Origin of the sequence: Phaeospirillum tilakii (assembly GCF_042683125.1) — a bacterium.
Lineage (GTDB): Bacteria > Pseudomonadota > Alphaproteobacteria > Rhodospirillales > Magnetospirillaceae > Phaeospirillum > Phaeospirillum tilakii.
In genome coordinates this window covers 1-12599 of the sequence record NZ_JBHUIY010000060.1, presented here as the reverse complement: position 1 = coordinate 12599, position 12599 = coordinate 1, and the positions used below count along the sequence as shown (strand labels likewise).

Here is a 12599-nt window from a genome sequence, read left to right as displayed (position 1 = left end):
CGTCTCCACTCGCCCTCCGGGCTCCTTCCGAAGGCCCCGGGCCGCTCTTTTCGTTCTCGTCCATGCTCCACCTCCAAGCGGTTCTCTACCGCTTATCGGGTGTCTCGAGAAACTGTAGACCGGAGGACCATGCTGATCTCGATGCGGTTGGCGACCATGAGGCCGACGAAGTCGCCCGAGGTGACCCGAAGGGCAGCGCGGAGCAGCAAACTGGCTGCCCTGATCGGTGTTGAAGATCTCCGGCTTGCCGTGCTTCGCCAGGGCCTCCTCGACCGCCTCGATGCAGAAATCCGTCGTCATCGTGATCGACAGCCGCCAGGACAGCACCCGGCGGCTGTACCACTCGACCGCGGTGGCGAGGGTGACGAAGCCCCGGGCCATGGGAATGTAGGTGATGTCCATCGCCCATACCTGATTTGGCCGTTCGATCCTCATCTCCCGCAGCAGGTACGGGAAAACTTGGTGCCCCGGCGCCGGCTTCGAGGTGTTCGGCCGGCGGTACAGCGCCTCGATGCCCATGCGGCGCATCAGCCTGATCACCCGGCCGCGCCCGATCTCCACGCCCTCGGCCCGCAGGAAATCACGCAGCATCCGGCTGCCGGCGAACGGATAGTTCAGGTGCAGTTCGTCGAGGCGCCGCATGATCGCCAAATCCGCCGCCGACACCGGACGCGGCCGGTAGTAGAGGCTGCTGCGGGCCAGTTTCAGTACCTTGGCTTGCCGCGCCAGCGGCAGATCGTGCTTCCGGTCGATCATTTCTTTGCGCTCAGCAGGCCGGCCTTGCTGAGCGCGCCGGATAAAAAATCGTTCTCCAGCGTCAACTGGCCGATCTTGGCGTGCAGCACCTTCAGGTCCACCGGTGCTTCGCCCGACGCCTCCCCCGGTGTCGCGCCGAACACCCCGGCCGCTCCCTCCAGCAACTGCCCACGCCAGGTCGTGATCTGATTGGGGTGCACGTCATACTGCTGAGCCAGCTCGGCCAGCGTCTTGTCGCCCTTGATGGCCGCCAGGGCCACCTTCGCCTTGAAAGCCGGTGAATGGGTCCGGCGCGCACGTTTCGTCATGGTCCTTCCTCCTGCGCGGCATCGTCGCCGCTTTCAGGCGGGAAATCCACTTATCGCCCTGTCCGAATTTCCCTGGCCGGCTCTTTCCGCGAGTTGGTGAAGCGGGTTCCTTGGGGCGAGTTTGAGCGCCTGACCCGTGCGCACAAGGCGGATCACCGGGTTCGTCGGTTGCCGACCAAGAGCCAGTTCCTGGCCTTGCTGTATGGCCAGCTTTCCGGGGCAGCGAGCCTTCGGGAGATCGTGGGCGGCTTGGAGAGCCATGCGATGCGGCTCTACCATGTGGGCGGGCGCACGGTGTCGCGCTCGACGCTGGCCGATGCCAACGCCCTGCGTCCCAGCGCGGTGTTCAGCGGCCTGTTCGCCACGATGGTGGCCCAGGCCCAGCGAGGCTTGCGCCGGGCGGTTGGCGAAGCAACCTATCTGATCGATTCGACCGGTCTTCGTCTGAGCGGTCTGGGGGCCGACTGGGCGCAGTTTTCGGCCAAGGCGTGCGGCGCCAAGGTCCACGTCGTCTACGATGCGGACGCCGACCGGCCGGTCTACGCTGCGGTGACCTCGGCCAAAGTCAACGACATCACCGCCGCCCAGGCTATGCCCATCGAGGCGGGGGCCACCTACGTTTTCGACCTCGGCTATTACGATTACGGCTGGTGGGCCAGGATGGATGCATGCCGGATGCCGCATCGTCACGCGCTTCAAGTCCAACACTCCGCTGGCGGTGACCGCCGAACTCGAGGTGCCCGAAGGCGCCGCCAACATTCTCTCCGACCGCATCGGGCTGCTGCCGCAACGCCAGGCCAAGAGCCGCAAGAACCCGTTCCGTCCCGGCACAGGTAAAGCGTATGTGCGGCGGGACTCCTCCCGCCGCCCGCGCTTGGCCCCGTCCCCTCTCCGCGGCCGCGCTTCCGCTGTTGCCTGCGCACGATCACGAATGTATCGTTTTCCAAAATGAGAAAATGATGCTAGCGTCCCGTCCATGCTTGAGACCTTCGAGACCGTCGCCCGCGCCGTGGCCGATCCCACCCGCATCCGCATCCTGAAGCTGCTGGAAGGCGGCGAATTGTGCGTCTGCCAGATCACCACCGTGTTGGATCTGGCCCCCGCCACCGTGTCCAAACATCTGGCGGCGCTGAAGACCGCCGGGTTGCTCCAGCAGCGGCGCGACGGCAAGTGGGTCTATTACCGGCTGGCCGAGCGCGATCTCAATCCGTATGCGCCGGCCTTCCTCGGGCTGGTGGGGGCGTCTCTGCGCGACGATCCGACCGTGGTCGAGGATGGTCGCGTGTTGGCCCAGGTCAACGCGGCCCCGCTTGCGGCCGTATGTGACCTGGGGCGCGCCGCGCTCGGTTCGGTGGCTCAAGCTCCGGTGACCTCCGCCTGTCGAGGGGAAACGCGATGACCGACAAGATCACCAATGTCCTGGTTCTGTGTACCGGCAACAGCGCCCGCTCGGTGTTGGCCGAGGTTCTGATCAATGCCCTGGGGGAGGGGAAATGGCGGGCGTTCAGCGCCGGCAGCCATCCCGCCGGCGCGGTCAATCCGCTGACGCTGGCGGTGCTGGCGGAACAGGGCCATTCGGTCGAAGGCTTGCGTTCGAAATCATGGGACGAGTTCGCGAAGCCAGACGCTCCCGTCATGGATCTGGTGGTCACCGTCTGCGACAACGCCGCCGGCGAGGTCTGCCCGATCTGGCCGGGCCATCCGTCGAAGATCCATCTCGGCTTTCCCGATCCGGCGGCAGCGATCGGCAGCGAGCCCGAACGGCTGGCCATGTTCCGCGCGGTCTATCGCCAGATCGAAGCGAAGGTGCGTCGCCTGATCGCCCTCGGCCCGGAGCGGGCGGCGGAGATCTGAGACCATGAACCGGTTCGAACGTTATCTGACGCTGTGGGTCGCCTTGTGCATCGCGGCCGGGGTGGGGCTGGGGCATTTTGTCCCCGCCTCCTTCCACGCCATCGGCGGTTGGGAGGTCGCCCGGGTCAATCTGCCGGTCGCCGGGCTGATCTGGCTGATGATCATTCCGATGCTGCTGAAGATCGATTTCGGCGCGCTGGGGCAGGTGCGGGCGCACTGGCGCGGCATCGGCGTGACCCTGGCGATCAATTGGGCGGTCAAGCCATTCTCGATGGCACTGTTGGGCTGGGTTTTCATCAGCCATCTGTTCCGGCCCTGGCTGCCGCCGGACCAGATCGAGTCCTATGTCGCCGGGCTGATCCTGCTGGCGGCCGCGCCCTGCACCGCGATGGTGTTCGTCTGGTCGATTCTGTGCCGGGGCGAGCCGCATTTCACCCTCAGCCAGGTGGCGCTGAACGACCTGATCATGGTGGTCGCCTTCGCCCCGCTGGTCGGGCTGCTGCTCGGCCTGTCGGCGATCAGCGTGCCGTGGGACACCCTGGTGATCTCGGTCGGGCTTTACATCGTGGTGCCGGTGATCGTGGCGCAGCTCTGGCGGCGGGCGCTGCTGGCGCGGGGGACGCGGGCGCTCGACGCGACGCTGGCCCGGCTCGGGCCGCTGTCGCTGGCGGCGCTGCTGGCGACGCTGGTGCTGCTGTTCGGCTTCCAGGGCGAGCAGATCATCGCCCAGCCGCTGGTGATCCTGCTGCTGGCGGTGCCGATCACGATCCAGGTCTATTGCAATGCCGGGCTGGCCTACTGGCTCAACCGCCGTCTGGGAGTGGCTCACTGCGTCGCCGGTCCGTCGGCGCTGATCGGGGCCAGCAACTTCTTCGAACTGGCGGTCGCCGCCGCGATCTCGCTGTTCGGCTTCGAATCCGGGGCGGCGCTGGCCACCGTGGTCGGGGTGCTGATCGAGGTGCCGGTGATGCTGTCGGTGGTCCGGATCGTCAATGCCAGCAAGGGCTGGTACGAGGCCAGGGTCTGACGCGATGTTCGAGCCGTTCACCCGCTTGGCGGATTGGGGGGCTTACCGCCTGCTCGGGCTTGAACCGGGCGGCCGGCTGGCCGAGGCGGTCCATTTCTTCGTCGAGGACAGTGCCAAGATCTTCGTGCTGCTGGTGCTGATCGTCTTCGTGATGGGGTTGTTCCGCACCCTGCTGTCGCCCGAGACAGTACGGGGATACATCGAGGGGCGGTCGCGCGGGGCGGCCTATCTGCTGGCGGTGACGCTGGGGGCGGTGACGCCGTTCTGCTCCTGCTCGTCGGTGCCGCTGTTCATCGGCTTTCTCGAAGCGGGGATTCCGCTCGGGGTGACCATGGCCTTCCTGATCACCTCGCCGCTGGTCAACGAGGTCGCGGTGGTGATCCTCGCCTCGATCATGGGCTGGAAGATGGCGCTGGTCTATGTCGCCGCCGGGCTGGGGGTGGGGCTGATCGGCGGGATCCTGATCGACCGCCTGCGCCTGGAGCGTCATGTCGAGGCGTATGTCTGGCAGATCCGGATGGGGGCGCCGGCGCGGATCGAGGCCGATCTCTCGCCAAGCGGGCGGGTGCGCCAGGCCTGGGGCGAGGTCGGCGCGATCGTCGGGCGGATCTGGCTGTATGTGGTGATCGGCATCGCCCTCGGCGCCGGGCTGCACGGCTATGTTCCGGCGGATCTGTTGGCCCGCCATGCCGGTCCCGACAATCCGGTCGCGGTGCCGCTGGCGGTGCTGTTCGGGCTGCCGCTTTATTCCAACGCCACCGGGATCATCCCGGTGGCCGAGGCGCTGATCGCCAAGGGCGTGCCGATCGGCACGGTGATCGCCTTCATGATGAGCGTGGTCGGCCTGTCGCTGCCGGAATTCATCATCCTGCGCAAGGTGCTGAAGCCGCCGATGCTGGTGTTCTTCGCCGGGTTCCTGGCCATCGCCTTCACCCTGGTCGGCCTGCTGTTGAACGCCCTGTTCGTATAAGCAAGGAGTGTTGAGATGAAGTCGATCAAGGTTCTCGGCTCGGGCTGCAAGACCTGCGTCAACACCGCGAGGCTGATCGAGGACAAGGCCCGGGCGCTCGGCGTGGCGGTCGAGATCGAGAAGGTCACCGACATGGCTGCCATCCTCGGCCATGGGGTGATGAGCACGCCGGGTGTCGTCGTCGATGGAAAGCTGGTCCATGCTGGCGGCCTGCCCCGGCCGGAGGCGGTCGAGGCGTGGCTGACGGTGTAACGGGGGGCTCCCCCCCCCAGGCCGATCGTCTCGGTGACGGGGCCGAACTGGTTGCGACCCGCCCCCGCGCCAACAATGCATTGCGCCGGTTCGGCTCGGGCTGTGGGGCGCTGGTCTTCGAGGCGGAGCGGATCCGGGTCCAGGATTATCCCGAGTCCGTTTACCCCGAACAGCCCCTCATCGAAAGCATCTGGTGGTTCATCCGGGAAAACTGACGGTTCACCCGCGTCTTCCTATTCCCCGACGCCACCGCAGATCGTCTGCGGGATTATGTTGTTTTCTGGTGGAAGTCCATCTGCAACGAAGAACATTTTATTTCATAGTATTTTGTCGTCTGTGTGTGCTTGGCAAAATCCGTCCACTCCATAAAAAACTCGAATTCACCTTCGCGCCTTTGCGACAGGCGGAGAACTTCTCCGCTCTCATAAAACATGCCAATTTTTTGCATGGGGAAAGAGTCGATGTGCAAGCGCATCACGTCGCAGAAATTCAAATGCATATAGTAATCATTTTTCGCAGATTTGACGCCATCAAGTACAAGGATTACGCGGTTGCCATCCTGGCGTAAATCGACGACGTCCGCCTCATGAAATGAGAAGTCGCTCAGTTTCATTCTGCACCATCGGCGGCCGGGAAAGAGAGGTCCGTCCGTTTGGACCGCTCCTCCGCACCATACGATACGAACCTCCCGAGGGTGAAGCGAAGACGTTATACCAAGCTGCGGTGAGGGGAACTCACCGCGGCTTGGTATTAGCGGGCGGGATAGGGATCGAACGCGCTGTGGTGCTCGTCGATTCGCACCGCCCGGCCGAGCGGAGGAAACGCGCGCTGGGGGCAGGAGGGGCGGTCGCACACCTTGCAGCCGGCGCCGATCGGCATTGCCGCCTCGGGATGGACCAGATCGAGCCCGCGCGCATAGACCAGCCTGCCGGCGTGGCGCAGGTCGCAGCCGAGGCCGATGGCGAAGGTTTTCCCCGGGGTGCCGAAGCCGCCGCGGCTGTGATCGACGGTGCGGGCGATCCACAGATAGGTGCGGCCGTCGGGCATCGCCGCCATCTGGGTGACGATCCGGCCGGGATGGGCGAAGGCTTCGTAGACATTCCACAGCGGACAGGTGCCGCCGACCCGCGAGAAGTGGAAATCGGTGGCCGACTGGCGTTTCGAGATGTTGCCGGCGCGATCGACCCGGACGAAGAAGAACGGCACCCCGCGCGCCCCGCCCCGTTGCAGGGTGGACAGGCGGTGGCACACCGTCTCGAACCCGACCCCGAAACGCAGGCCGAGCAGATCGATGTCATAGGCGAGGGCTTCGGCGGCGGCGAGGAACGGGATGTAGGGCAGCAGCACGGCACCGGCGAAGTAATTCGCCAGCCCGATCCGGGCCAGGGCGCGGGCATCGCTGTCGGCCAGATGCGGGTCGTCGGTCAGCCGGGCGATCAGGGGCGCCTGATCGAGGAAGGCCAGTTGGGTCGCCAGTTGGAACGCGCGCTGGCCGGAAGACAGAACCCGTGACAGGCGCAGCACGCGGTGGTCGGCGTCGTAGCGGCGGTTGAGGTCTGCCCCGTCCGTTTCGGCCCAGGTGACGGTGACGCCGTGGCGTTCCCCCAGCAGCCGCTCCAGTCCGGCTTCCATCGCCCCGGGCGCCAGCCCCTCCCGCGCCACCAGCCGTTCCGCCGCCTCGTCGAGTTCGGCGACATGGTTGTGGCGGTGGTAGAAGAAGTCGCGTACCGCCTCGTAGGGCATCGGCCGCCGCGTCGGCGGGGCGCCGCCCGGGGCGCCCGGCGGGGTGGCCAGCGCCGCCAGCCGTTCTTTCGCGGCCTGGGAGCGGCGATGCAACGCCACCAGGGCGTGGCCGATGCGCGGCATGTTGGTGGCCAGGCTTTTGATATCGCCGAGCGGGATCGCCTCCTCGCCGCCATTCTCCCCCAGCGCCTCGCGCAGGTCGGCCACCAGCCGGGCCTGTTCCTCCTCGGTGAACAGCTGCACCTCGACGCCGAGGGTGGTGTTGATCCGCGCCAGCACCGTGGCCGTCAGCGGCCGCTGGTCGTGTTCGATCTGGTTGAGGTAGCTGGCCGACAGGCCGAGCCGGCGGGCCAGTTCCGCCTGGGTGAGGCCGAGATCCTCGCGCAGGCGCTGGATGCGCGGGCCCAGGAACGCTTTTCTCATTCGTGTCCTTCGCAAAAATTTGCAAATCCAGCCGCCGATGCTGGCAATTATGCGCTTCTTTGCGCGTTTTCAGCCGGTCAACTATGCGTAGGATTGCAAATCGACGCGGTGCCGACAAGGGGCCGCGCCCCGTCCCCCAGATGGAGTGGAACCGTGACGGCAGAGGACGAAAGCCGGTTCGTGGAGATGATCTTTCCCGAGCAGGCCAATCATTACGGCACGCTGTTCGGCGGCACCGCCCTGGCCCTGATGGGCAAGGCGGCTTTTGTCGCCGCCAGCCGTGCCGTCCGTCACCCGGTGGTGATGGCGGCATCGGAACGGATCGATTTCCATGCCCCGGTGCGGGTCGGCCAGATGGTCGAACTGGTGGCGCGGGTCGAGCGCGCCGGCCGGACCTCGCTCGGCGTCGCGGTCGAGATGCATGCCGAGTCGCCGGCCGGCCCGGAACGACGGGTGGCGGTGACCGGGCATTTCGTGATGGTCGCGGTCGATGCCGCCGGCCGTCCGGTGCCGCTGGCGTCGATTCCGCCCGCCGCCTGACCCCATCGACCGAGCCGTCCGCCTCGGCGCGACCCCTTCCGCGAGGAATTCCCGATGCTGCACACCACCCTGACCGCCAACGACAAGCGCCGCGTCTTTCGCGCCGGTCTTGCCTCCGGCAAGCTTCAGCGTTTTCCCGGCGCCTTCTCGCCGCTGGCGGCGATGCTGATCGAGGAGCAGGATTTCGACGGGATCTACATCTCCGGCGCTGTGCTGTCGGCCGACCTGGGTCTGCCCGATTTCGGCCTGACCACCCTCAGCGAGGTGGCCGGCCGGGGCCATCAGATCGCCCGCGCCACCGACCTGCCCAGCCTGATCGACGTCGATACCGGGTTCGGCGCGCCGATCAACCTCGCCCGGACCGTGCGGATGCTGGAAGACCTCGGTCTCGCCGGCTGTCACCTCGTGGATCGGGTCGAGTCCAGGCGCCACGGCCATGCCGACGGCGGCGGGGTGATCGCCACCGTCGAAATGGCGCGGCGGATCAAGGCCGCCGCCACCGCCCGGCGCGATCCCGATTTCGTGCTGTGCGTCCGCACCGACGCCCGCGTCACCGAGGGACTCGACGCGGCGATCGCGCGGGCCAAGGCCTATCGCGACGCCGGGGCCGACCTGATCTTCGCCGAGGCGATGGCCGACGAGCGCGAGTTCGAGGCGTTTCGCCGCGCCCTGCCCGATACGCCGCTGCTGGCCAACATGAGCGAATTCGGCCCGGCGAAACTGCTGACGGCCCGGACCCTGCAAAATCTCGGCATCAACATGGTGATCTATCCGGTCACCCTGCTGCGGCTGGCGATGGCCTCGGCCGAGGTCGGGCTGAAGACGCTCCAGATCGAGGGCAGCCAGGCCAGCATCGTCGCGCGGATGCACTCGCGGGCCCGTCTGCACGACCTGCTGGGCGGCCAGGATTACCATCGATTCGAGGCCTGATGCCGTTCGCCGCGCGGTTTCCCCGGCCCGTTTCGGCCAAACGGGTCTGGGGCCGGTCTCTCCGTCGCCCGGTCCTCTCACGGCGGCGGAGAGGCCGGGGTCCTGTTTCTTCCGGAAAGGATGTCATGTTTCTCTCTCACTGGTTTCCCCTGGCGGTGGCGGAACGTCGGCTCCACCATGTCTTCATCCACGATCTGGAGCTGGAGGCCTGCATCGGTGTGCTGGCCGAGGAAAAACGGCGTCGGCAGCCGGTGCGGATCAGCCTCGATCTCGCCGTCTGCGCCCCGGTGGATGATCTGCGCGACGATCCGGCCAACGTGGTCTGTTACGAACGGATGGCGTGCCGGATCCGCGCCCTGGTCGAGGCCGGTCATCTTCATCTGGTCGAAACCCTGGCGGAAAGGATCGCCGGGATCAGCCTGGAGGATCCCCGGGTTCGGCGGGTCCGGGTCCGGGTGGAAAAGCCCAACGCCGTCGCCGGTGCCGCCAGCGCCGGGGTCGAGATCGAACGCGCGGCCTGATCCCCCCTCTTCCCCTCGCAATGGAGCTTCGCGCATGGCCCTGGAAACCCATCTGATCGATCTGGTTTTTCCCGGCGAGACCAATCACCACGGCACCCTGTTCGGCGGCGCGGCCTTGGCCTACATGGACAAGCTGGCCTATATCGTTGCGGCACGGCATGCCCTGACCGATTTCGTCACCGCCTCGTGCGATCAGATCGATTTCGCCGCGCCGGCCCATCTGGGCGAGATCGTCGAGGTGACTGGCCGGGTGGTGCGGACCGGGCGCCGTTCGCTGACGGTGGAAACCGATCTGGAAGCGGAAAGCCTGCGGACCGGCCAGCGCCGTCTGTGCAGTCGCGGCCGGTTCCACCTCGTCGCCGCCGACCCGGCGGTGCGGGTGCCGCCGCTGCCGGCCCCCCAGCCGGCCGACGCGGCCGAGCCGCCCCCGCCGCTGCGGATGGTCGAGCTGGTCTTTCCCGATCAATGCAGCCATCGCCATGTGCTGTTCGGCGGCTATGCCCAGGCGGTGATGGGCAAGGCGGCGTTCGTCGCCGCGACCCGGTTCTGCGGCAGAACGGTGGTGATGGCGGCGTCGCGCGGGATGGATTTCATCGCCCCGGTCCATGTCGGCGAGATCATGGAGGTGACCGCCCGCGTCGGCGCGGTGGGGACCTCCTCGATGGTGGTCGAGGTGGTGGCGACCGGCGAAAACCTCCAGACCGGGGAGCGCCGGCCCGCCGCGCGCGGCAGCTACACCATGGTCGCCATCGATGACGACAGCGGCCGGCCCTGCCCGGCGCGGAGGGAGGGGGCGGGGCCTTCCGTCTGACCGGCTCCGCCGCTTTCCCGGCCGGTCAGGCCGCCGCCGTCCGGTCGCGGTGGGCGCGGGCCAGGGCAACGAAGGCGCGCAGGTAATCAAGGTCGCGGTCGGCCTCGCGCAGGCCGAGGAAGATCTGCTTGGCGATGCCGTCCCGGCCCAGCCGCACCGGGCACAGCTCGAATTTGGCCCGGTATTCCTCGACCATCCAGCGGGGCAGGGCGGCGACGCCCCGGCCGTGCGCCACCATCAGCAGCATGATGTCGGTGGTTTCGATCGGCTGGTGCAATCTGGGGCGGATGCCGGCCGGCATCAGGAACTGGGTGTAGATGTCGAGCCGGTCGATCTCGACCGGATAGGTGATCAGGGTTTCCTCGGCGAGCTGGTCCGGCGTGACGAACGCGGCGCCGCGCAGGGGGTGGCTGGGGCCGACCACCAGCACCTGCTCGTAATCGAACACCGGCTCGAAGCTCAGTCCGGGGCGGAACAGCGGGTCCGGCGTCACCAGCAGGTCGATCTCGTAGCCGAACAGCGCGCCGATGCCGCCGAACTGGAATTTCTGCCGGACATCGACCTCGACCTTGGGCCAGATGTCGAGGTAGGGCGCGACGATCTTCAGCAGCCACTGATAACAGGGATGGCATTCCATCCCGATCCGCAGCTTGCCCCGTTCCCCCTCGGCGAACTGGCGCAGCCGTTCCTCGGCATGGTCGAGCTGCGGCAGCAGACGGTTGGCGACCGCCAGCAGCCATTCGCCCGCCTGGGTCGGGTGGAGGCGGCGGCCTTCCCGCCGCCAGATCTCGACCCCCAACTGATCCTCCAGCTTGCGGATGGTGTGGCTCAGCGCCGACTGGGTCAGGTTGAGCCGCGCCGCCGCCGCCGTCAGCGAGCCGTGACGATCGACCTCGCGGACGATGGTCAGGTGAATCCGTTCGAGCAGGGCCATCGGGGGAAACTCTTGCGCTGTGTACGGGGCTGCCGCCCCGGCCCCGCCCGGGGCGATGCCCCGGCCCCCCTTTGTTTTCAAACAAGGGGGAGGTCCGGAGGCGCCAGCCTCCGGGCGGGGCCGGGGCGGCAGCCCCGTCCATGACTCAAATTCATGGATAAATGAATTCATACCATTTTTTTTCGTGGAAGGAACCCCCTAGCCTCCGCCTTGATCCTGTTTGGAAGGCGAGACCTATGGTAACCACCCACTCTCTTGGTTTTCCCCGCATCGGTGCCAACCGCGAGCTGAAGCAGGCGCAGGAGGCCTATTGGCAGGGGCTGTCCACCCGCGACGCGCTGCTTGCGACCGGTGTCGCCTTGCGGGCCGAACACTGGCGGCTCCAGTCCGGGCTCGATCTGGTTCCGGTCGGGGATTTTTCCTTCTACGACCAGATGCTCGACATGAGCTTCACCCTCGGCGCTCTGCCCGAGCGGGCGCGCGGCTGCGGCGGTGACGGTCTCGACACTTACTTCCGGGTGGCGCGGGGGCGCTCGGCGCCGGGATCGGACGGCGGGGACGACGCCGGAATCGCCGCCGGGGAAATGACCAAGTGGTTCGACACCAATTACCATTACATCGTACCGGAATTCGATGCCGGGACCGCATTCCGGCTCGATCCCTCCCGGCTGCTGGCGCAGATTGCCGAGGCCCGCGCGCTGGGGGTGACGGCCAAGCCGGTGATCATCGGTCCGCTGACCTATCTCGCCCTCGGCAAGGCCAAGGACGGCTCCGATAAACTGGCCCTGCTGCCGCGCCTGCTGCCGGTCTATGCCGAACTGCTGACGGTGCTGGCCGAAGCCGGGGCGGCGTGGGTCCAGATCGACGAGCCGATCCTGGTGACCGAACTGGCCCCCGGCTGGCGCGAGGCCTTCGTCCGGGCCTATGCCGCCCTGGCGACCGGCACGGTTAAGCTGCTGCTCGCCACCTATTTCGGCGCGCTGAAGGAGAACCTGCCGCTGGCCTGCGCCCTGCCGGTGCAGGGGATCCACCTCGACGCCGTCAACGCCCGCGACGAGGTGGCGGCGCTGATCGCCGCCAGCCCGGCCGACCGGGTGGTGTCGCTCGGCATCGTCAACGGCCGCAACATCTGGAAGACCGATCTCGCGGCGGTGTTGGACTGGCTCGAGCCGGTGGCGCGGACGCTGGGCGAGCGGCTGTGGCTGGCGCCGTCCTGCTCGCTGCTGCATGTGCCGGTCGATCTGGCCAGCGAGACGGCGCTCGATCCCGAACTGCGCTCGTGGCTGGCCTTCGCGGTGCAGAAACTCGACGAGGTGCGGGTGATCGCCTCGGCGCTACGGCAGGGGCGCGCGGCGGTGGCGGGCGATCTCGCCGCCAACCGCGCCGCCATCGCCGCCCGTCGGGCCTCGCCCCGGGTGCACAATCCGGCGGTGCGGGCGGCGGTGGCGTTGATCGCGCCGGCGCTCGGCCAGCGCCACAGTCCGTTTCCGGCGCGGGCCGTGCGGCAGCAGGCCCGGCTCGGTCTGCCGC

12 protein-coding genes and 3 pseudogenes are annotated in these 12599 nt (G+C 67.4%); 11 read left to right on the top strand and 4 right to left on the bottom strand.

Going from position 1 to position 12599, the window contains the following annotated elements; all coding sequences use genetic code 11:
• Positions 1-201: 201 nt before the first annotated feature.
• Positions 202-1064, bottom strand: a pseudogene (locus tag ACFSNB_RS17770) (IS3 family transposase); the annotation flags it as partial.
• Positions 1065-1130: 66 nt separating this feature from the next.
• On the opposite strand from ACFSNB_RS17770, the pseudogene ACFSNB_RS17765 reads away from it, so the two are divergent.
• From ACFSNB_RS17765 to ACFSNB_RS17740, 6 genes and pseudogenes are all read left to right on the top strand, one after another.
• Positions 1131-1882, top strand: a pseudogene (locus ACFSNB_RS17765) (IS4 family transposase); the annotation flags it as partial.
• A 158-nt stretch (positions 1883-2040) separates the two neighbouring features.
• Positions 2041-2463, top strand: coding sequence for an ArsR/SmtB family transcription factor (locus tag ACFSNB_RS17760; protein ID WP_377319022.1), 423 nt, complete (start codon positions 2041-2043; stop codon positions 2461-2463).
• A complete protein-coding gene (locus tag ACFSNB_RS17755; protein ID WP_377319020.1) occupies positions 2460-2918 on the top strand; it encodes an arsenate reductase ArsC in 459 nt (152 codons plus the stop codon). The genes ACFSNB_RS17760 and ACFSNB_RS17755 overlap by 4 nt, the downstream gene beginning before the upstream one ends.
• Before the next feature lie 4 nt (positions 2919-2922).
• Positions 2923-3945: an ACR3 family arsenite efflux transporter gene (gene arsB / locus ACFSNB_RS17750; RefSeq protein WP_377319018.1), complete on the top strand. Its 1023-nt coding sequence runs from the start codon at positions 2923-2925 to the stop codon at positions 3943-3945.
• Between the two features lie 4 nt (positions 3946-3949).
• Positions 3950-4915, top strand: a complete 966-nt coding sequence (locus ACFSNB_RS17745) for a permease (protein ID WP_377319016.1) — start codon at positions 3950-3952, stop codon at positions 4913-4915.
• A gap of 15 nt (positions 4916-4930) precedes the next feature.
• Complete coding sequence (locus ACFSNB_RS17740; protein WP_377319014.1) at positions 4931-5167, top strand: thioredoxin family protein; 237 nt, start codon at positions 4931-4933, stop codon at positions 5165-5167.
• Positions 5168-5435: 268 nt separating this feature from the next.
• Here the strand turns inward: ACFSNB_RS17740 and ACFSNB_RS17735 are convergent, their stop codons facing one another.
• Both ACFSNB_RS17735 and ACFSNB_RS17730 read right to left on the bottom strand, forming a co-directional pair.
• Entirely contained in the window at positions 5436-5780 is a 345-nt protein-coding gene (locus tag ACFSNB_RS17735) for a hypothetical protein (protein ID WP_377319012.1), read from the bottom strand.
• Positions 5781-5917: 137 nt separating this feature from the next.
• Positions 5918-7333, bottom strand: coding sequence for a short-chain fatty acyl-CoA regulator family protein (locus ACFSNB_RS17730; RefSeq protein ID WP_377319010.1), 1416 nt, complete (start codon positions 7331-7333; stop codon positions 5918-5920).
• Between the two features lie 153 nt (positions 7334-7486).
• Here ACFSNB_RS17730 and ACFSNB_RS17725 point away from each other — a divergent pair, with 153 nt between their 5' ends.
• The 4 genes from ACFSNB_RS17725 to ACFSNB_RS17710 all read left to right on the top strand — a co-directional run bounded on the left by ACFSNB_RS17725 (position 7487) and on the right by ACFSNB_RS17710 (position 10135).
• Complete coding sequence (locus tag ACFSNB_RS17725) at positions 7487-7873, top strand: acyl-CoA thioesterase (RefSeq protein WP_377319008.1); 387 nt, start codon at positions 7487-7489, stop codon at positions 7871-7873.
• A 54-nt stretch (positions 7874-7927) separates the two neighbouring features.
• Positions 7928-8803: an isocitrate lyase/phosphoenolpyruvate mutase family protein gene (locus ACFSNB_RS17720; protein WP_377319006.1), complete on the top strand. Its 876-nt coding sequence runs from the start codon at positions 7928-7930 to the stop codon at positions 8801-8803.
• 125 nt (positions 8804-8928) lie between these two features.
• The gene (gene folB, locus ACFSNB_RS17715; RefSeq protein ID WP_377319004.1) at positions 8929-9324 is read left to right on the top strand and encodes a dihydroneopterin aldolase; all 396 of its coding nucleotides are present in this window, start codon (positions 8929-8931) and stop codon (positions 9322-9324) included.
• A 34-nt stretch (positions 9325-9358) separates the two neighbouring features.
• The gene (locus ACFSNB_RS17710; RefSeq protein ID WP_377319002.1) at positions 9359-10135 is read left to right on the top strand and encodes an acyl-CoA thioesterase; all 777 of its coding nucleotides are present in this window, start codon (positions 9359-9361) and stop codon (positions 10133-10135) included.
• A gap of 25 nt (positions 10136-10160) precedes the next feature.
• Here the strand turns inward: ACFSNB_RS17710 and ACFSNB_RS17705 are convergent, their stop codons facing one another.
• Complete coding sequence (locus tag ACFSNB_RS17705) at positions 10161-11069, bottom strand: LysR family transcriptional regulator (RefSeq protein WP_377319000.1); 909 nt, start codon at positions 11067-11069, stop codon at positions 10161-10163.
• A gap of 236 nt (positions 11070-11305) precedes the next feature.
• Here ACFSNB_RS17705 and ACFSNB_RS17700 point away from each other — a divergent pair.
• A pseudogene (locus tag ACFSNB_RS17700) lies at positions 11306-12599 on the top strand (5-methyltetrahydropteroyltriglutamate--homocysteine S-methyltransferase); the annotation flags it as partial.